At 51.6% G+C, this 20,156-nt stretch carries 14 protein-coding genes; 13 read left to right on the plus strand and 1 reads right to left on the minus strand.

Going from position 1 to position 20,156, the window contains the following annotated elements; all coding sequences use genetic code 11:
• Positions 1–11: 11 nt before the first annotated feature.
• The 7 genes from RFN81_RS07720 (at position 12) to RFN81_RS07750 (ending at position 8,947) form a co-directional block, all read left to right on the plus strand.
• On the plus strand, positions 12–2,285 hold the full coding sequence (locus tag RFN81_RS07720; RefSeq protein ID WP_264498909.1) for a ComEC family protein: 2,274 nt from the start codon (positions 12–14) through the stop codon (positions 2,283–2,285).
• Between the two features lie 37 nt (positions 2,286–2,322).
• Positions 2,323–4,071, plus strand: a complete 1,749-nt coding sequence (gene msbA / locus RFN81_RS07725; protein ID WP_264498910.1) for a lipid A ABC transporter ATP-binding protein/permease MsbA — start codon at positions 2,323–2,325, stop codon at positions 4,069–4,071.
• Positions 4,068–5,069, plus strand: a complete 1,002-nt coding sequence (gene lpxK, locus RFN81_RS07730; RefSeq protein WP_264498522.1) for a tetraacyldisaccharide 4'-kinase — start codon at positions 4,068–4,070, stop codon at positions 5,067–5,069. Before msbA ends, lpxK begins: the two co-directional genes overlap by 4 nt.
• Before the next feature lie 94 nt (positions 5,070–5,163).
• A complete protein-coding gene (locus RFN81_RS07735) occupies positions 5,164–5,346 on the plus strand; it encodes a Trm112 family protein (RefSeq protein ID WP_264498911.1) in 183 nt (60 codons plus the stop codon).
• The gene (kdsB, locus tag RFN81_RS07740; protein WP_264498523.1) at positions 5,343–6,095 is read left to right on the plus strand and encodes a 3-deoxy-manno-octulosonate cytidylyltransferase; all 753 of its coding nucleotides are present in this window, start codon (positions 5,343–5,345) and stop codon (positions 6,093–6,095) included. Before RFN81_RS07735 ends, kdsB begins: the two co-directional genes overlap by 4 nt.
• Before the next feature lie 442 nt (positions 6,096–6,537).
• The gene (gene pelN / locus RFN81_RS07745) at positions 6,538–7,851 is read left to right on the plus strand and encodes a pectate lyase PelN (RefSeq protein ID WP_264498912.1); all 1,314 of its coding nucleotides are present in this window, start codon (positions 6,538–6,540) and stop codon (positions 7,849–7,851) included.
• A gap of 202 nt (positions 7,852–8,053) precedes the next feature.
• Positions 8,054–8,947 (plus strand): YcbJ family phosphotransferase, encoded by an 894-nt coding sequence (locus RFN81_RS07750; RefSeq protein WP_264498524.1) that lies wholly within the window; start codon positions 8,054–8,056, stop codon positions 8,945–8,947.
• Here the strand turns inward: RFN81_RS07750 and elyC are convergent.
• On the minus strand, positions 8,899–9,741 hold the full coding sequence (gene elyC, locus RFN81_RS07755) for an envelope biogenesis factor ElyC (protein WP_264498525.1): 843 nt from the start codon (positions 9,739–9,741) through the stop codon (positions 8,899–8,901). The genes RFN81_RS07750 and elyC overlap by 49 nt on opposite strands.
• 165 nt (positions 9,742–9,906) lie before the next feature.
• On the opposite strand from elyC, the gene cmoM reads away from it, so the two are divergent.
• From cmoM to RFN81_RS07785, 6 genes are all read left to right on the plus strand, one after another.
• Complete coding sequence (gene cmoM, locus RFN81_RS07760; protein WP_264498526.1) at positions 9,907–10,692, plus strand: tRNA uridine 5-oxyacetic acid(34) methyltransferase CmoM; 786 nt, start codon at positions 9,907–9,909, stop codon at positions 10,690–10,692.
• Positions 10,689–12,014 carry a chromosome partition protein MukF gene (gene mukF, locus RFN81_RS07765; RefSeq protein WP_264498527.1) on the plus strand — a complete coding sequence of 442 codons (1,326 nt, stop codon included), beginning with the start codon at positions 10,689–10,691 and terminating at the stop codon, positions 12,012–12,014. Before cmoM ends, mukF begins: the two co-directional genes overlap by 4 nt.
• Positions 11,995–12,693 carry a chromosome partition protein MukE gene (gene mukE / locus RFN81_RS07770; protein WP_264498528.1) on the plus strand — a complete coding sequence of 233 codons (699 nt, stop codon included), beginning with the start codon at positions 11,995–11,997 and terminating at the stop codon, positions 12,691–12,693. The genes mukF and mukE overlap by 20 nt, the downstream gene beginning before the upstream one ends.
• Before the next feature lie 16 nt (positions 12,694–12,709).
• Positions 12,710–17,149 carry a chromosome partition protein MukB gene (mukB, locus tag RFN81_RS07775; protein ID WP_264498529.1) on the plus strand — a complete coding sequence of 1,480 codons (4,440 nt, stop codon included), beginning with the start codon at positions 12,710–12,712 and terminating at the stop codon, positions 17,147–17,149.
• Between the two features lie 491 nt (positions 17,150–17,640).
• Positions 17,641–19,374 (plus strand): L,D-transpeptidase, encoded by a 1,734-nt coding sequence (ldtD, locus tag RFN81_RS07780; RefSeq protein WP_264498530.1) that lies wholly within the window; start codon positions 17,641–17,643, stop codon positions 19,372–19,374.
• Between the two features lie 173 nt (positions 19,375–19,547).
• Positions 19,548–20,096, plus strand: a complete 549-nt coding sequence (locus RFN81_RS07785) for a YcbK family protein (RefSeq protein ID WP_264498531.1) — start codon at positions 19,548–19,550, stop codon at positions 20,094–20,096.
• Positions 20,097–20,156 lie beyond the last annotated feature (60 nt).

Here is a 20,156-nt window from a genome sequence, read left to right on the forward strand (position 1 = left end):
TGGCAAGGACGATGTCTGTAAATGGCGTGGCCTGGGGCGGCGTACTGGGCATTCTGCCGCTACATTTTTTACCGCAGTTACCGGCGCAAACGTGGCTATGGTGGATAATGGGGCTAGCAATCAGCCTGGCATTGGTAAGCTATCGTTATGTGTCGCTACGCATTGTTGCCCTTGTCGCCGTTAGTTTTTGTTGGGCCGTACTGAATGCCCAAACGCTGCTGTTTCAGATCGACAAATTGACGCAGGGGAGGGTTCACGCCGTCGCGACAATTAGCAGTATTCGATTCAACGAACACAACGACAAGACGATTGCGGTACGTCTGGACGCGGTAAATCAGCGGCGGATTTTTCCGCCGCTGTATGCTCAGATCACCTTGCCATCGACGATGGACAACTGGTGCGGGGGGCAACGTTGGGCAATCACGGGCAATTTTCGTCCTATTCATAGCCGTCTCAATGAGGGCGGTTTTGATAGCCAGCGCTGGGCTATCGCTAAACGCCAGCCGTTATCGGGACGAGTATTGACAGCAAATGTGCTTGACGATCGTTGTGATTTTCGCCAGCGCACCATTGCACAAGCGGAACAGCAGGTACAAGGGCTGACCTGGCGCGCTATTTTACTGGCGCTGACATTTGGTGAGATGAAAACAGTGAGTCCGGCCCTAAAGGCGCTCCTTCAGAATACAGGAACGATGCACCTAATGGCGATATCCGGCCTCCATATCGTGCTTGCCGGGTTGGTCGGCGGGGGAGTCGCGCGGATATTACAATACGGTTTTCCGGTGCACTGGATCGGCTACCGGTTCCCATTGCTGGCGAACGTCGTAGTGGCCTGGGGTTATGTCTGGCTTGCCGGCGGGAATCCGCCGGCAGTGCGATCTGCGCTGGCGCTCAGCGTGTGGGTATGCCTAAAAGTATGGCGTGTGTCCTGTTCTACCTGGCAGGTCTGGCTATGGTGTATTGCACTGATTTTAGTTGGTGATCCACTGAGCGTGCTGTCAGACAGTTTTTGGTTATCTTGTCTTGCGGTGGCATCGCTTATTTTCTGGTTTCAGTGGGCGCCACTTCCTCATCGGCTACGAACGCGGCGCCGGTGGTTTTTGCTACGCTGGATCCATTTGCAGACCGGTATTACGCTGCTATTAATGCCCTTACAACTTCATATTTTCCACGGCGTTAGTCTCACTTCTCTGCCCGCAAACCTCTGGGCTGTACCTTTGGTCACCTTCGTTACGACGCCACTCATTTTACTGGCGTTAACAACCATGACCTCTGCGCCGCTGAGTGACTTGCTCTGGTGGCTAGCGGATATCTCGTTGCGTGTGGTGTTCGCCCCATTAACCTATTTACAGACAGGATGGGTTTATCTTGATGCTTCGCTATTGTTAGTGAGTGTCGCAGGATGGGGGGCAGTAATAATATGGCGTTTTAGCTGGTGGCGAAGTTATCCCGCCAGCGTCGGTGTCTTCATTCTCGTACTGTTGGTTTTTCGCATTAAAAATAATGCGCCGGATTGGCGTGTGGACATGTTAGATGTCGGTCATGGTTTGGCCGTCGTGATCGAGCGGCATGGTAAGGCCGTGCTGTACGATACCGGAAATCGTTGGGACGGTGGCGATATGGCGACGCGAGAGATTCTGCCTTATTTGCGCTGGCGTGGTCTGGATGTAGAAAAAATCATCCTGAGTCATAGCCATATGGATCATATTGGTGGATTGGAAACGCTACAGGCAGCGTTTCCCAACGCGATGATATATAGCGCAATTGAGCATCAAGGGCATCACGTCTGTCAACGCGGCGAGCGTTGGCGTTGGCAAGGTCTTTCGTTTACCGTTTTGTGGCCGTTAGCGCCCGTAGAACGAGCGGAAAATAATGACTCTTGCGTGGTTCGCATTGATGCAGGGAAATATCGCGTCTTGCTGACAGGCGACCTGGAATCAGCGGCCGAAAAAGCGTTGATTCAATTAGATCGCAGCGCCTTGCATGCAAATTTGTTACAAATTCCACATCATGGCAGTAAGACATCGTCGTCTCCCCCCTTCATTCGGGCGGTTAATGCCGAGGTTGTCATGGCTTCTGCCTCGCGCTATAACCCGTGGCGCCTGCCTTCAGTGAGTATTGTCGAACGATATCGACAATATGGCTATTCATGGCTTGATACGGCATTATTCGGTCAGTTAAGCACGCGTTTTTTCAACGATTCATGGCATATTCTAGGGTTCAGGGATCACATATCGCCCCGTTGGTATCATCGGTGGTTTGGCGTAGCGCGGTATAATGAGTAAAATGGTCGGCTATTTCTTCCCGATTCAGGTTTATTCCATGCTGAATGATAAAGATCTCTCCACCTGGCAGACCTTCCGACGCCTCTGGCCGATGATCTCTCCTTTCAAAGCAGGTCTGATTGTTGCTGCAATTGCCCTTATCGTTAATGCTGCTGGCGATACATTAATGCTCTCTTTGCTTAAACCCCTGCTGGATGAAGGATTTGGCAAGGCTGAACGCTCCGTGTTGATTTGGATGCCGTTTGCCGTTATTGGATTGATGTTGGTAAGAGGTGTGTCTGGTTTTGTCTCCAGCTACTGTGTCGCCTGGGTTTCAGGCAAAGTGGTGATGAATATGCGGCGCCGTCTGTTCTCCCACATTATGGGGATGCCGGTGGCGTTCTTTGACCAGCAATCAACCGGCACGCTGCTTTCTCGCATTACTTATGATTCGGAACAGGTGGCGGCATCATCATCCGGGGCTTTGATTACGGTCGTTAGAGAAGGTGCCTCGATTATCGGGTTATTTATCCTGATGTTTTACTACAGTTGGCAACTGTCTATCATCTTGATAGTAATTGCGCCAATCGTGTCGATCGCCATGCGCATGGTGTCCAAACGGTTCCGCAATATAAGCAAAAATATGCAGGATACGATGGGTCATGTCACCACCAGCACGGAGCAAATGCTGAAAGGCCATAAAGAAGTGTTAATGTTTGGTGGTCAGGATGTCGAAACCAAACGGTTCGCTCAGGTCAGCAACAAGATGCGCCAGCAAGGGATGAAAATGGTCTCCGCTTCCGCGATTACAGATCCAATTATCCAATTGATCGCGTCACTGGCGCTGGCATTTGTGCTGTATGCCGCCAGCTTTCCTAGTGTGATGGAAACGCTAACCGCCGGGACAATCACGGTGGTGTTTTCATCCATGATTGCGCTGATGCGGCCGTTAAAATCACTGACCAATGTGAATGCGCAGTTCCAGCGCGGCATGGCGGCGTGCCAGACATTATTCGCTATTCTGGATATGGAGCAGGAGCGCGACACGGGGACTCTTGAGGTCGAGCGCGCTAAAGGTGAGTTGGAATTCCGTCAGGTTAACTTCGCTTATCCGGGAAGAGAAAACCTGGCGTTAAAGAATATCAATTTGCATATTCCGGTGGGTAAAACGGTCGCGCTGGTTGGTCGGTCTGGATCAGGAAAATCAACGATAGCCAGTTTGATCACACGCTTTTACGATATTCAATCGGGCGAAATTCTTCTCGATGGCCACGATCTTCGGGAATATCGTCTGTCTTCTCTACGTAATCAGGTGGCGTTGGTTTCTCAAAATGTCCATCTCTTCAATGACACGATAGCTAACAATATCGCTTACGCCCGAAATGAACACTATAGCCGTGAGGAAATTGAGCGCGCGGCAACCATGGCGTATGCGATGGACTTCATCAATAAGATGGAGCAGGGGTTGGATACGGTGATTGGTGAAAATGGCGTGATGCTTTCCGGCGGACAGCGGCAGCGTATTGCGATTGCCCGTGCGTTACTGCGGGATAGCCCGATTCTGATATTGGATGAAGCTACATCGGCGCTGGATACGGAGTCTGAACGTGCGATTCAGGCGGCATTAGATGAATTGCAAAAAGATCGTACTGCGCTAGTGATTGCGCACCGCCTCTCAACGATTGAAAAGGCGGACGAAATCTTGGTCGTCGAAGACGGCAGGATTATTGAGCGGGGCAATCATGCGGCGTTATTGGCGAAAAATGGTGCCTATGCGCAACTCCATAGAATGCAGTTTGGCGAATGATTGAACGCATCTGGTCTGGGCAGTCGCGGCTCTATTGGCTGTTACTTCCGTTATCCTGGTTATACGGTTTCGTAACGTTTTTGATCCGTCAGAGTTATCGGCTCGGGTGGCGAAAGCGTTGGCGGTCTCCGGTTCCAGTCGTTGTCGTGGGGAACCTTACGGCAGGCGGAAATGGAAAAACGCCAGTCGTCATTTGGCTAGTCGAACAGTTACAACGCCGAGGATATCGTGTCGGGGTTGTATCCCGTGGCTACGGTGGCAAGGCGGCGAGTTACCCGCTATTGCTGGATGACTCGGTCACGACCGCGCAAGCGGGTGATGAACCGGTGTTGATTATGCAACGCACCGGTGCGCCGGTGGCGGTTGCTCCCCGTCGGCGGGATGCCGTGAACATATTACTGGCGCAGTATGCGCCAGAGGTGATCATTGCCGATGATGGATTACAGCACTATGCGTTAGCCCGAGATATTGAATTGGTCGTAGTTGACGGGATAAGACGTTTCGGTAACGGATGGTGGTTGCCCGCAGGTCCGATGCGAGAGAGAGAAGGCCGTCTGGCGTCCGTGGATGCGGTCATTGTTAATGGCGGTACGCCGAGAATGAACGAAATAGGTATGACATTAACCGTAGGTATGGCGGTTAATGTACTTTCGGGTGAGTCGCGCGCACTTAGTCAGTTTCATGATGTTGTGGCGATGGCGGGCATTGGGCATCCCCCTCGCTTTTTTGCTACGTTACGGGATGCTGGCGTTAGTGTGGCGCGCGAAGTCGCCTTTGCCGATCACCAGGTATATCGGCCAGAACAGCTTGTATCGCTGACGCAAGATGCGACGCAACCATTACTCATGACGGAAAAAGATGCCGTAAAATGTAAGTCGTTTGCGCAGGATAACTGGTGGTATCTGCCCGTTGATGCCGTATTGGCTGAGCCTCAAAGCGCACAATTGCTTGATAAAATAGCCTATGTGATTAATCAGAATACTGTCAGCAGAACGTAAATCGTCCTTCTGTTTAGGTTTAGGTATCCCCAGGGGTATCAACGTGTTAGATCGCGATTCTGAAAAGAAAATGCCGATCATCGATGGAGGAAACATGGATCACCGTTTACTTGAGATTGTCGCCTGTCCCGTTTGTCATGGCCGGCTGTACTTTAATAAAGAAAAACTGGAATTGATATGCAAGCCTGACGGCCTAGCCTATCCGGTGCGCGACGATATTCCCGTATTGCTGGAAAATGAGGCGCGCAAGCTCGGCGCTGAAGAGATTGCACCATGACGTTCACCGTGATTATTCCTGCTCGCTTTGCGTCAAGTCGGCTACCGGGAAAACCGCTAGCCGACATCAATGGTAAACCGATGGTGGTTCATGTGATGGAACGAGCGTTGGAGTCGGGGGCACAGCGTGTGATTGTCGCGACCGACCATCCTGATGTTGAAGCCGCCGTGCTGCACGCGGGGGGAGAGGTGTGTCTGACACGCGTCGATCATCATTCCGGTACTGAGCGGCTAGCTGAAGTTATCGAACGCTACCGCTTTGCCGATGATGAAATTATTGTTAATGTTCAAGGCGATGAACCTCTGATACCTTCCGTGATCATTCGCCAGGTGGCAGAGAACCTAGCTGCCAGCGATGCGAAAATGGCCACGCTAGCGGTGCCGATCGAAACCAGTGAAGAAGCGTTCAACCCGAACGCGGTAAAAGTGGTGATCGACGCGCACGGGTATGCGCTATATTTCTCCCGTGCGGCAATTCCCTGGGACAGGACGCGTTTTGCCCAGTCAAGGGAAACCATTGGCGACTATTTTTTGCGCCATATTGGCATTTACGCCTACCGCGCGGGCTTTGTGCGGCGCTATGTGAGTTGGCCGCCGAGCCAGCTGGAACAAATCGAATTGCTGGAACAACTGCGGGTGCTATGGTACGGCGAAAAGATCCACGTTGCGGTGGCTAAATCCGTCCCCAGTGTGGGGGTTGATACGCCGGAGGATTTGGCTAGGGTGCGGTACGCCATGACACACCGGTAAGGTGCATTGTCGCGCAACAACACGCACCTAATGGAGGAATCTATTTTCCCAAATAGATTCCTCCATCAAATATTCTCCGCTATAACATTAATATTAAAATTATTCATTAATAACTTAGAACTTATCCTATTAGCGCTATTTTACTTGCTATTTTGACCCTGGGCAGTGTCGAAATCCTCACATACTCCGTGTACGCTCCGGTTTCTGCGTGCTGTCCGTGACCAAACTGCGGTGCCAATGACGTCTACTGGAATAGACTTTTAGTCTTTTTTTCTTGAGATTTTTGTTTTGACGCGGTTTATCTCTATTTAATCAATATATTATTCTTACTTTTAATTAGTGGCCATTGCATTGAATTTTTATTTTCAAATTTAAGTGTTATTATCAATCCGCCATGTTTTTTTATGGCTATTTTGTTATTTCAACTAAGGATGGTAATAATATGAATGCTAAACATTATATCGCAAATTTTTTTCTCGGTAGTTTATTAATGGGGGCGGCCGCAGGTGCTAGCGCAGCAGTATATTATATGGCGCCCAATGGTAATGATGCGAATAATGGTAGTAAAAACTCACCCTGGAAAAGCATCGATCGTGCACAGAAAACACTCAACCCTGGAGACCGGCTATGGATTCGTGGCGGTAAATATGTGTTTACCAAAGGATTGAACGTCTGTAAAACGCGTACTGATGTGGTGAATGCGATTACGCTGAATAAGAGCGGCACCGAAGGTAAGCGCATTGAATACTGGGCATATAATGGGGAAGTTCCAGTTTTTGACTTCAGTAAAATGCAAGATGATTGCCGCGTCAAAGGCTTTAATGTTTTTGCCGATTGGGTTTCGCTCAAAGGGTTAGAAATCACGGGCGTTCCACAGCGTAATAACCTTAACCACGAATCTTGGGGGGTGTGGATCAGGGGCAGTAATAATATATTTGAGCAGTTAAACATTCACCATATTATGGGTACGGGTTTATTTATTCAACGCGGCGGTCATAATCTGGTATTGAATAGCGACTCTCATCATAATTACGATCCCTTGACATCGAATGGAGCAGGGCAGAGTGGCGATGGATTTGGCGCACATATTCCGGCCAATCAACCCGGCAATGTTTTCCGTGGTTGCCGTGCATGGTCTAATTCGGATGATGGCTTCGATTTAATTAATGCCTATTCTCCCGTGTTAATTGAAAATTCCTGGGCCTGGTTACACGGATATTTACCCGGGACCACGAAACCATTGGCGGCGGGCAATGGCAACGGTTTTAAAATTGGAGGTTACGGCGCCACTTATGTGGCAAACGCACCAAAGCATACCGTGCGTAATTCAGTGGCGTTTTTGAATAAGGCGGCCGGTTTTTATGTTAATCATCATCCGGTAGCGAATGATATCTTTAACAACACGGGTTATAGAAATAACCCTAACTTCAACGTTCGCGGTATTGATGCCAACGGAAAATCAATAGGGTTGGGCACGTTACGCAATAACATTTCTCATGGTAATAAACACTTGTCGTACTCAGACGGCGCGAATATGCGCTATAACTCATGGGATCTGAACATTACGGTGTCAGATTCAGATTTCGAGAGCGTTTCTGTCACCGGATGGGATGCGCCACGGCAGGCCGATGGCAGCTTACCGGTACTGAAGAGCCTGCACCTCGCGGCAGGGAGCAAGCTGATCAATAAAGGGGGCAATGTTAAGCTGCCCTACAAAGGATCGGCCCCTGACTTAGGTGCATTTGAACGCGAATAACGATGAAGGCCTAAGATTCCAGCCCGCCACTCACGATATTTTCCGCTGATGTGCGTAAGATATCGCAGTAAGACCGACGGCAGTATGTGTTGACTGCCGTCACTCATCCTATTTTTCTTTGATCTGTGTTGAGGCATTTATCATTTGTGCGCCGCATCATGATAATAAAGTGCTATTTGGTTCAGTGGAGGTATCGCTGTTTATGGAACAGTTGAAATCAGAACTCAGCACGGTGTTGGGGGAAAGACTGAGTCGGCTTGAACGCATAAGCGAACAGCCCTATGCGGATCTGTATGCTTTATATGATAAAGAAGGCAACGCGATTCCTTTATTAGCAAAAAGCTATGTTTGTCTGGGGGTCGCTCAGCAGGAGGCCTATAAGCTGTCGATGTTGGCGCGCGAAGGGGATGTTCGATTACCTACCGTTTATGGCATGGTTGTCACGCAGCAGCAGCCATACCGAGAATTGCTGTTAATTGAGCGTCTGCGCGGGGTATCTGTGGAGGCGCCGCCGAGAAACGGGCAGCGCTGGATACAGTTGATGGATCAGATTGTTGAAAGCGTATTATCCTGGCATCGGATTGATAGCCACGGTTGTGTGGGGTCTGTGGACAGCGCGCAGGACAACGACTGGGTTAGCTGGTATCAACAACGTCTGGAAGTCTTATGGGCTACATTGCTCAATGTTAGCGCTCCGCAATTGACGCAACAGGACCGGACTCTTCTTTATCGTTCTCGCCAATGTTTAGACAAGCTCTTTCAAGGCTTTGACGATGGTTGTGTGCTGGTGCACGGCAATCTCTCGTTACGCAGTATGTTGAAAGATGCGCGTAGCGATCAGCTACTGGCAATGATTAATCCGGGCATGATCCTGTGGGCTCCCAGAGAATATGAACTCTTCCGGCTTTGTGAATTTGGTATGCCGCAGCAGTTACTCTATCACTACCTAAAGCGGGCGCCGGTGTCTGAGTCCTTTGTCTATCGTCGCTGGTTATATGTTATTTGGGAAGCCGTATCCCGCTATATACATACAGGCCAGTTCGACCGTCAACTCTTTGATGTTGCTTCTCGCGAATTGTCCCCCTGGTTGGAATGACTCGGCGATGGTTGCGGGTCGCGCGCTGCTGTACCCTTTATTGACTGCCAGAGGCGCCCCAATGTTTCATACCAGGCGCGTTCACTGTGAGATAAATAATACGCGGAAGGGAAGATTTTTTCCCACGGATTGAGCGCCGAGGTAACTGCCATTTGATTCGCCGGGGCAGGTATCGGCGTAAGGCCCTGAGCGTGAAAGAAACGCATGGCACGCGGCAAGTGACTGGCTGAAGTCACCAGCAGGAATGGACGATGACCAACAATCTTAGCGGTCGCTGCCGCTTCTTCTTCAGTATCTCGCGGTGTATCTAACGTGACAATATCCCGCGTGGGGATTCCTAAGCTCTCCGCCACCCGCGCCGCCGTCTGAGCGCTACTGATCGGGTTCCCCTGCGCGGCAGCGCCGGTAAAAATCAATTTTGCGCCGGGGTTCGCATAATACTGACGAATGCCTTCCGTGACGCGGGGGAGGCTATTGTTGATGAGATTAGAACTAGGCGCCCATTGCGCATTGTAGGTATATCCTCCACCGAGCACGACAATATAGTCTACATAGTTTGCCTGAGGCGATGGCCGCCGGGTTGGATACTGTGATTCCAGCGGTAGCAGTAGCCGATCGGCGATCGGTTGCAGGCTGAGCAAAACCAGCGTCAGCCACCCGATCATGATTATCATTTTTCCCATACGTTGTCGTTGGGTAAAACACAGTAACAGCAGGCCAATACCGATAAGAAGTAATAGCATGGGAAGCGGCTGCAAAAGGCTGCCAACAAATTTTTTGAGTGCGAAAAGCATAGCACTACGTTCCTTTTGAGTGAAAAAACCGCATTTGGCAAGATATCATAGGGTAAGGTCATTTATTCTAGGCTACCCTGTGCCAAAATGGCAGATTGTGAAAGTCATCTCGCGCAGTCTTGTGCTGCACGATATCCCCGGTCATACAGTGCGGAACCCGAATTGATGCAGGATCGTAATTTTAACGATATCGCCGAAAAATTTGCGCAGAATATCTATGGTACGACGAAGGGAAAGCTTCGTCAGGCGGTGCTGTGGCAAGATCTTAACAGTCTGTTAACCCAACTTCCCGCCCGCCCATTGCGTATTCTCGATGCCGGTGGCGGGGAGGGGCAAATGGCCTGCCGACTGGCAGCTTTAGGACATCAGGTCTTGTTGTGCGATGTTTCCGATGAGATGATTCAACGCGCTAAAAATGCAGCGGCGGCACAGGGCGTCATCCATAATATGCGTTTTGTGCAGTGTGCCGCACAGCATATCGCGCAACATATGGAAAGCCCGGTCGATCTGATATTGTTCCACGCGGTACTCGAATGGGTTGCACAACCGCAGCAGGTGTTGAGCATCTTGTCTGGCTGTCTATCGCCGGGCGGCGCCCTGTCATTGATGTTTTTTAATCAACATGGGTTGCTGATGCGTAATATGGTGCTGGGCAATTTCGATTATGTTAAGGCGGGTATGCCGAAGCGTAAACGGCGCTCTCTATCGCCGGATCACCCGCTGGATCCGCACAGGGTTTATGGCTGGCTTGACGAGGTGGGGCTGACCATTAGCGGGAAAACGGGCGTGCGCGTTTTTCATGATTATTTGCAAAATAAGCAGCAGCAAATTGATAATTTTGCCGACATCCTGGAACTTGAACAGCGTTATTGTCGACAAGAACCTTTTGTGAGTTTAGGCCGTTATATCCACGTCATGGCGCATAAACCCCATTTGAAGGATACACTATGAGTGATTTTTCCCAGACTGTACCCGAACTGGTCGCCTGGGCACGAAAAAATGATTTCTTCATTTCCCTACCAACGGAGCGCCTGGCGTTTTTGATGGCGATCGCGACGCTCAATGGTGAACGGATGGATGGGGAAATGAGTGAAGGTGAGCTGATTGATGCATTCCGCCATGTCAGCCAAGGGTTTGATCAAACACATGAAACGATCGCCATACGCGCCAATAATGCGATTAACGATCTGGTTCGCCAGCGGTTGCTGAACCGCTTTACCAGCGAACAGGCGGTAGGTCATGCGATTTATCGGCTGACCCCGCTAGGGGTAGGGATTACCGATTATTATATCCGACAGCGTGAATTCTCAACGCTGCGACTCTCCATGCAACTCTCTATCGTCGCCCAGGAACTGAGTCGTGCCGCCGATGCAGCGGAAGAAGACGGCGATGCGTTTCACTGGCAGCGTAATGTGTTTGCTCCGCTGAAATATTCCGTTGCTGAAATTTTTGACAGTATCGATCTGTCACAGCGAGTGATGGATGAACAGCAGCAGGGCGTGAAGGACGATATCGCCGCGCTATTAACCCAGGACTGGCGCGTGGCGATTGGGAGCTGTGAACAACTGCTGACGGAAACGTCATCCACGTTGCGCGAATTGCAAGATACGCTGGAAGCTGCGGGCGACAAATTACAGACGAGTTTGTTGAGCATTCAGGATGCCATTGCGCATAACCCGCATAATCTGGAGTTTGTCGACAAATTGGTGTTCGATTTGCAAAACAAGCTCGATCGTATTGTGAGTTGGGGGCAGCAAACAATAGATCTGTGGATTGGGTACGATCGCCACGTACATAAGTTTATCCGTACCGCCATTGATATGGATAAAAACCGTGTTTTCTCTCAGCGCTTGCGTCAGTCGGTACAGGGCTATTTTGATCATCCCTGGGCGCTGACAGTCGCGAATGCGGATCGCCTATTGGATATGCGCGAAGAAGAACTCACGCTGCGTAGCGAGGAAGTAACAGGGGAACTGCCGCCCGAGCTGGAATATGAGGCTTTTAGCGAAATACGCGAGCAGTTGATCGCCCTGATTGAACAGGCGCTGCATAAATATAAAGAGCAACAGATCCCGCTGGATTTGAGCGAGGTGATGCGTGAATACCTCGCACAATATCCGCGCGCACGGCATTTTGATGTTGCCCGAATCGTGGTCGACCAGGCGGTGCGCCTGGGCGTAGCCGAAGCAGATTTCACCGGATTGCCCGCGCTGTGGCAGGCAATCAATGAGTACGGAGCCAAGGTACAGGCCCATGTCATCGACAAATACTGAACCATTAATGTCAGGTAAACTGGTAAGCGCGCTATCAAATAGCCGTTTCCCCGCGTTGGATAGCCAATTACGCGCCGGGCGTCACATTGGTATCGAAGAGTTGGAAAACCATGCGTTTTTGATGGATTACCAGGAAGAGCTGGAAGCATTCTACAGTCGCTATAATGTGGAACTTATCCGTGCGCCGGAGGGTTTTTTCTATTTGCGGCCCCGTTCTACCACATTGATCCCGCGCTCCGTGCTGTCTGCGCTGGATATGCTGGTAGGGAAAATTCTCTGCTATCTCTATCTCAGCCCGGAGCGTTTAGCGCACGAAGGTATTTTCAGCCAGCAGGAACTCTATGAGGAGTTGCTGAGTCTGGCTGATGAAAGCAAGCTGTTGAAGTTGGTTAACCAGCGTTCAACCGGCTCCGATCTGGATCGCCAAAAGTTACAAGAAAAAGTGAGAACCTCGCTTAATCGCTTACGTCGGTTAGGGATGATTTACTTTATGGGGAATGACAGCAGCAAATTCAGGATTACCGAATCGGTGTTCCGTTTTGGCGCTGACGTCCGTAGCGGTGACGATGTCCGTGAAGCCCAGCTACGCATGATCCGTGATGGTGAAGCGATGCCTGTTGAAGGTACGTTGTCACTGAAAGATGACAGCGACGAGAACGATCGTAGCGAAGATGAATAGTTGAGGATGAACAGGAATGATTGAACGCGGTAAATTTCGCTCGCTAACGCTGGTCAACTGGAACGGATTTTTTGCCCGCACCTTCGATCTGGATGAACTGGTTACTACGCTATCCGGTGGTAACGGCGCCGGGAAATCCACCACGATGGCCGCTTTTATTACGGCGCTCATCCCTGACCTGACGCTGCTGCATTTTAGAAATACCACCGAAGCTGGCGCCACTAGCGGTTCACGCGATAAAGGCCTGCACGGGAAACTCCGAGCGGGCGTCTGTTACTCCACGTTGGATGTCATAAACTCACGCCATCAGCGTGTGCTGGTTGGCGTGCGCCTCCAGCAGGTTGCTGGGCGCGATCGAAAAGTCGATATCAAGCCTTTTACGATTCAGGGGCTGCCAACGACCATCCAACCGACGCAAATTCTGACGCAGTTGGTCGGCGATCGTCAGGCGCGCGTACTTACCTTGCAGGAATTGAAAGATCGTGTTGAAGAGATCGAGGGTGTTCAATTCAAGCAGTTCAACTCCATCACCGACTACCACTCACTGATGTTCGATTTGGGCGTCGTGCCGCGCCGCTTGCGCTCTGCGGCCGATCGCAGCAAGTTTTATCGTCTGATCGAGGCCTCGCTATACGGCGGTATCTCCAGCGCCATTACGCGTTCGTTGCGTGATTACCTGTTGCCGGAAAACAGTGGCGTGCGTAAAGCGTTTCAGGACATGGAAGCGGCACTGCGTGAAAACCGTATGACGCTCGAAGCGATTCGCGTCACTCAGTCGGACCGCGATTTGTTTAAGCATTTGATCTCTGAAGCGACAGCTTATGTGGCCGCTGACTATATGCGACATGCGAATGAACGCCGTATCCATCTGGATGGTGCGCTGGAACTGCGTCGTGAGCTGTTATCCAGCCGTAAGCAATTGTCAAGCGAGCAATATCGTCATGTGGAAATGGCACGTGAGTTAGCCGAGCAAAGCGGTGCCGAAGGGGATTTAGAGGCAGATTATCAGGCGGCCAGCGATCATCTTAACCTGGTGCATACGGCTCTGCGCCAGCAGGAGAAAATTGAACGTTATAACGCCGATCTGGAAGAACTGAACTACCGCCTTGAAGAACAAAATGAGGTGGTGGAAGAGGCGCGTGAGCAACAGGCGGAAAACGAGGCGCGCGCCGATGCTGCGGAGCTGGAAGTGGATGAACTAAAAAGCCAGCTTGCCGATTATCAGCAGGCGCTGGACGTTCAGCAAACGCGCGCCATTCAGTATCAGCAGGCGCAACAGGCACTGGAACGCGCTCGCACGCTGTGCCAGTTACCGGATCTTACAGCAGAAAACGCGGATCAATGGCTGGATAGCTACCGGGCGAAAGAGCAGGAAGCGACGGATATCCTGTTGATGCTGGAGCAGAAACTCAGCGTGGCTGAGGCGGCGCACGGGCAGTTTGAACAGGCCTATCAGTTAGTGAGTAAGATCGCCGGGGCGGTCAATCGTAGCGACGCCTGGCAGGTGGCGCGCGAGCTATTACGCGATAGCGCTTCGCAACGCTATCAGGCGGAACGCGTGCAACCGCTGAGGATGCGCCTGTCTGAGCTAGAACAGCGTCTGCGTGAACAGCAGGAGGCTGAGCGACTATTACAGGATTTCAATAAGCGTAGCGGTCAGGATTACCAGCCGGAAGAATTGGAGGCGTTACAGCACGAACTCGATGCCCGAATTGAGGCACTGTCATCGCTCGTGGCGCAAGCCGGTGAACGACGCATGGCGCTGCGCCAGGAACTGGAGCAAATCCAGCAGCGCATTCAGAAGTTGACGGCGCGAGCACCGGTCTGGCTGGCGGCGCAGGAAACGCTGACACAGTTGAGCGAGCAAAGCGGTGAAACCTTTACCGAGAGTCGTCAGGTAACGGAATTCATGCAGCAGTTGCTAGAGCGCGAGCGTGAAACGTCGGTTGAGCGCGATGAGATCGCGGCGCGTAAACGCCACGTCGACGCACAGATTGAGCGGCTGAGCCAACCTGGCGGGTCTGAAGATCCGCGGTTAAATGCACTGGCGGAGCGTTTTGGCGGCGTGTTGCTCTCTGAGATTTATGATGATGTTACGCTGGATGACGCGCCCTATTTTTCGGCGCTCTACGGCCCGTCACGCCATGCGATCGTCGTGCCCGATCTTTCCCTGGTGCGCGATCAGTTGGCGGGTCTGGAAGATTGCCCGGAAGATCTGTATTTGATCGAGGGCGATCCGCAGTCATTTGACGACAGCGTGTTCGCCGTAGAAGAACTGGATCGTGCGGTTGTCGTGAAGGTGGCTGAGCGTCAGTGGCGTTATTCGCGCTTCCCCGACGTACCGTTATTTGGCCGTGCTGCACGGGAAATGCGTCTGGAAACCTTGCGCAATGAGCGGGAAGCCTTAGCCGAGCATTATGCGACGCTATCCTTTGATGTGCAGAAGATACAGCGTTTGCATCAGGCCTTTAGTCGTTTCATCGGGACGCATGTGGCGGTCGCTTTTGACGAAGATCCTGAAGCGGAGATTCGCGCTTTAAGCGCGCGTCGAGGTGAGTTGGATCGCGCAATAACCCGTTTTGATGCTGATAACCAGCAACAGCGTCAGCAATTTGAGCAGGCGAAGGAAGCCAGCGCGCAGTTAAATAAATTAATCCCGCGCATTAGCCTGCTGTGCGACGATACGTTGCAAGACCGCGTTGAAGAACTTCGTGCTGAGCTGGAGGAAACCGAAGAGTCTGCGCGTTTTATTCAGCAACACGGGACGACACTGGCCAAGCTGGAACCGCTGGTTTCTGTTCTGCAAAACGATCCGTTGCAGCACGAGCAGTTGCAGGCTGATTATGCTCAGGCGCAAAACGCGCAGCGGCAGGCAAAACAGCAGGCGTTTGCCCTCACCGAGGTAGTGCAACGCCGCGCGCACTTCAGCTATGCCGATTCAGCCGGCATGCTGGGGGAAAATGCCGATTTGAATGACAAACTGCGCCAGCGTCTGGAACAGGCGGAGGCGGAGCGAACGCGAGCACGCGAGCAGTTACGTCAGCACCAGACGCAATTGACGCAGTACAGTCAGGTTCAGGCCTCGCTGAAAAGTGCCTACGATGCCAAGCTGGATATGTTGAAAGAGCTGACGCAAGAGCTTCAGGATATCGGCGTGCGTGCGGATTCTGACGCCGAGGAACGCGCTCGCCGACGCCGTGATGAACTGCACGCGGCTTTAGGCGCCAACCGCTCGCGCCGTAATCAGTTGGAAAAACAGATCACATTCTGCGAAGCGGAAATGGACAGCTTGCAGAAGAAATTGCGCAAATTAGAGCGTGATTATCATCAGATGCGTGAGCAGGTTGTCACCGCGAAAGCCGGCTGGTGCGCGGTGATGCGTTTGGTAAAAGATAATGGCGTCGAGCGGCGGCTGCACCGTCGCGAATTGGCGTATATGGAAGGTGATGAATTACGCTCCATGTCGGACAAAGCGTTAGGCGCGTTGCGTCTGGCCGTTGCGGATAACGAACACCTGCGCGATGTGCTACGACTTTCCGAAGATCCTAAGCGGCCAGAGCGTAAGATCCAGTTCTACATCGCGGTTTATCAACACCTGCGTGAACGCATTCGTCAGGATATTATTCGTACCGATGATCCGGTAGAAGCGATTGAACAGATGGAGATTGAGCTTAACCGCCTGACGGAAGAGTTGACGGCGCGTGAGCAGATGTTGGCTATCAGTTCCCGCAGCGTGGCTAACATTATTCGCAAAACGATTCAGCGTGAGCAGAATCGGATAAGGATGCTAAACCAGGGGCTGCAAGCGGTCGCGTTTGGTCAAGTGAAGAGTGTTCGCCTCAATGTTAACGTGCGTGAAACGCATACTACGCTGCTAAATGTGTTATCCGAACAGCAGGAAACGCATCAGGATCTGTTTAACAGCAATCGCCTGACGTTCTCGGAGGCACTGGCAAAACTCTACCAGCGGCTCAATCCTGAGATTGATATGGGACAACGTGCGCCACAAACTATCGGCGAAGAGTTGTTGGACTACCGAAACTATCTTGAGATGGAAGTGGAGGTTAACCGCGGCGCGGATGGTTGGTTGCGGGCCGAGAGTGGGGCATTGTCTACCGGGGAAGCCATCGGTACCGGAATGTCGATTTTGGTCATGGTGGTACAGAGCTGGGAAGAAGAGTCTAAGCGACTGCGCGGTAAAGATATTATCCCTTGTCGTTTACTCTTTCTCGATGAAGCCGCGCGATTGGATGCCAAATCGATTGCGACGTTGTTCGAGCTTTGCGATCGGCTGGAAATGCAGTTGGTCATCGCCGCACCGGAGAATATCAGCCCTGAGAAAGGAACGACCTATAAATTGGTGCGTAAGGTCTACGAGAATAACGAGCATGTGCATGTCGTTGGCTTACGGGGCTTCGGTGCCCAGGCGCATGAGACGCAAACGCCATCCTCATAGGGTCAGCGGTGGCAGGGCGCGTTGCCAATCGGAGTCTGAATCCTGTCTATCACAATAAAGCCGCCTTCGGGCTAATGTCGATCGTTAAGGTCGAGATACCGGGGGCGGCCACGGTGTGAGGCATCTCTGCGAGAACCTTATCACCGTGTTCCCCCCTGAACCCATACCTAAGTGGCCAGCATTGGCCTTCGGGCGACGTTATTATCAATGATAAGGTCGCGTGGATGGGGAATCTATTCACCTCACGCTAAAGAGAATAGCCAGAAGAAGAAGCAAATATACGTTTCTCTTTATATACTGACGATAAAACGAAGGGCGGTCGCAAAGAGAATGCGGTGCATGTGGTTATTCTCGTCAACGGCGTCATAAACGTGGGCATTTAGGCTTACGCCAGTGGGCTATAGATGGATGAAGTCAGTTTATTGTTATTTCCACATCTGATGTGGATTGTCGTGGAAGCAGAGTGATTAATGCGTACAGGGGATGAACGGATGTTGTTAGATAAACGAAAAATCGTCAGGTTGTCGTTACTGGCAGGTTGTCTCGGGGTTGGAAGCCTGTCTCCTGCGTTTTCGGTGTGGGCGGCAGCGCCGACACAGGTGTCCGGCTTATCACCGTATTCGGCCTCTGTTTCACTAGAACAGCGCCGTTCGGAATTGCTTGCCGCGCTGCCACATGGCATATCTGTACATTATCTCTCTGATTTATCATCGCTTTATGCTAGAAATCAGATGCGGCCTATGTGGGAGGATACCCGCGCGGTGCAGCAGTTTCAGCAGCAACTGGCGGAATTAGCGATTGCGGGCATACAGCCTCAGTTTACCACTTGGGTAACCTGGCTGACCGATCCGCAATTGGTGGGGTTTGCGCGAGATGTTGTGCTATCGGATGCGATGCTGGGCTATTTGCAATTTATATCTGGCGTCGAGCGCCACGGTAATGACTGGTTATATGGACGTGTGCCTTATCGTTTGCAATCCCCCGCATTACCTCTCGTTTCTCAATGGCAGCAGGCCGTGGAATCCGGCACCAGCGCAGCCTTTGTTATTGCGTTGGCGCCTCAGCATTCGCAGTACGCCAAAATGCATGCCGCATTAAAGAATATGATGGCGGACAATCGCCCGTGGCCACGTCTGGCGCTGACGGAGACGCTACGTCCGGGGCAGCAAAGCCAGGAATTGCCAGCACTGCGTGAAATTTTGCAACGCACTGGGATGTTATCGTCAGAGGATGGCGCCACAGGCGTTGAAAATACGGCTGTGACGACGTTAGCGGCAGCGCAGCCCGTGCAAAGCGATAGTGGCGTTGAGATGAACGATCGTTACGTCGGTGAACTGGTCAACGCGGTCAAGCGTTTTCAGCAATGGCAAGGATTAAGCGATGATGGCGTTATAGGCGCACGTACACGTTATTGGCTTAATGTGTCACCACAACGGCGTGCGACCCTATTAGCACTGAATATCCAGCGCCTGCGCCTGTTGCCGGACAAGGTTCACACCGGGATTTTGGTCAATATTCCTAATTATTCATTGGTTTACTATCAGGATGGCGCAGAGCGTTTATCGTCGCGCGTCATCGTGGGGCAACCCAAACGCAAGACGCCGCTGATGAGTAGTTCGTTATATAATGTGGTGGTCAATCCGCCGTGGAATGTGCCGACGACGCTAACCCGACAGGACATCATTCCTAAAGTGATACGTGACCCCGGCTATTTACAACGTCACGGCTACACGGTGTTGTCTGGTTGGAGTCAGGATGCGGAGGCGATCGACCCCACAATGATTGATTGGCAGGAAGTGTCTGCCGCACGCTTTCCCTATCGCCTGCGTCAGGCTCCAGGTGCGAATAACGCGTTAGGGCGCTATAAATTTAATATGCCGAACTCGGATGCGATTTATTTGCACGATACGCCGAACCATAACCTGTTCCAGCGTGATATCCGGGCGCTGAGCTCCGGCTGTGTACGGGTTAACAAGGCGTCGGAGTTGGCTAACATGCTATTGCAGGATGCGGGTTGGAATAATAACCGCATTTCATCTACCCTGGACCAGGGGAATACGACTTTTGTTTCGATGAAACAGCGGATTCCAGTCAATCTCTATTATTTGACGGCATGGGTCGCCGAAGATGGCAGAGCACAGTTCCGCACAGATATTTACAATTATGATGATATTGCACAATCGGGGATGAAGGTGCTATCCAGAGCGGGGCAATTGTTGTTATAAGCATTGAAAATCGAGACATTAGCGGGTGAGGTCTTTTAGCGTGCCGCATCGGAGAGATGCGGCCCCCCGCACAGCCGTGGGCAAAGCGGGTTGACTCATTTTTGTCTGGCGGTTATGGTTCAAGGTAGTGCATTTTTTCTCCTATCCCGTTTTTAAGTCAGGGTATTTGTTTTATGGAACACATTGACAATCAGCGCCGCAAGTGGCTTGCGTTTGGTGGTGCCGCGTTGGGCATCGCGCTACTCCCCGGTCAGGCATTTGCAACTTTATCCACGCCACGCCCCCGAATTTTGACGTTGAATAATCTAAATACCGGAGAGCGGTTAAAAACCGAATTTTTTGATGGTAAGCGCTATAACCCATCCGAACTTTCCCGCCTGAATCATTTCTTCCGCGATTACCGTGCGAATAAAATCAAAACCATTGACCCGGCACTTTTCGATCAGCTTTATCGTTTACAGGTTATGTTGGGTTCGAATAAGCCGATACAGCTGATCTCCGGGTATCGTGCGGTTGACACCAACAATAAATTACGTGCGCATAATCGCGGTGTGGCAAAGCAGAGTTACCATACCAAAGGGCAGGCAATGGATTTCCATATTGAAGGTGTGCCACTGGCTCACATTCGTAAGGCCGCCGTAACGATGCGCGCAGGTGGCGTGGGTTATTATCCGCGCAGCAATTTTGTTCATATCGATACCGGCCCGGTACGCACCTGGTAAGCGCCTGTAGTCGCACTACTGCCGATCGTTAACGAATTGAAATACAGTGGTGGTCGTGGC

It is taken from the genome of Pectobacterium cacticida, from assembly GCF_036885195.1.
GTDB classification, from domain to species: domain Bacteria; phylum Pseudomonadota; class Gammaproteobacteria; order Enterobacterales; family Enterobacteriaceae; genus Pectobacterium; species Pectobacterium cacticida.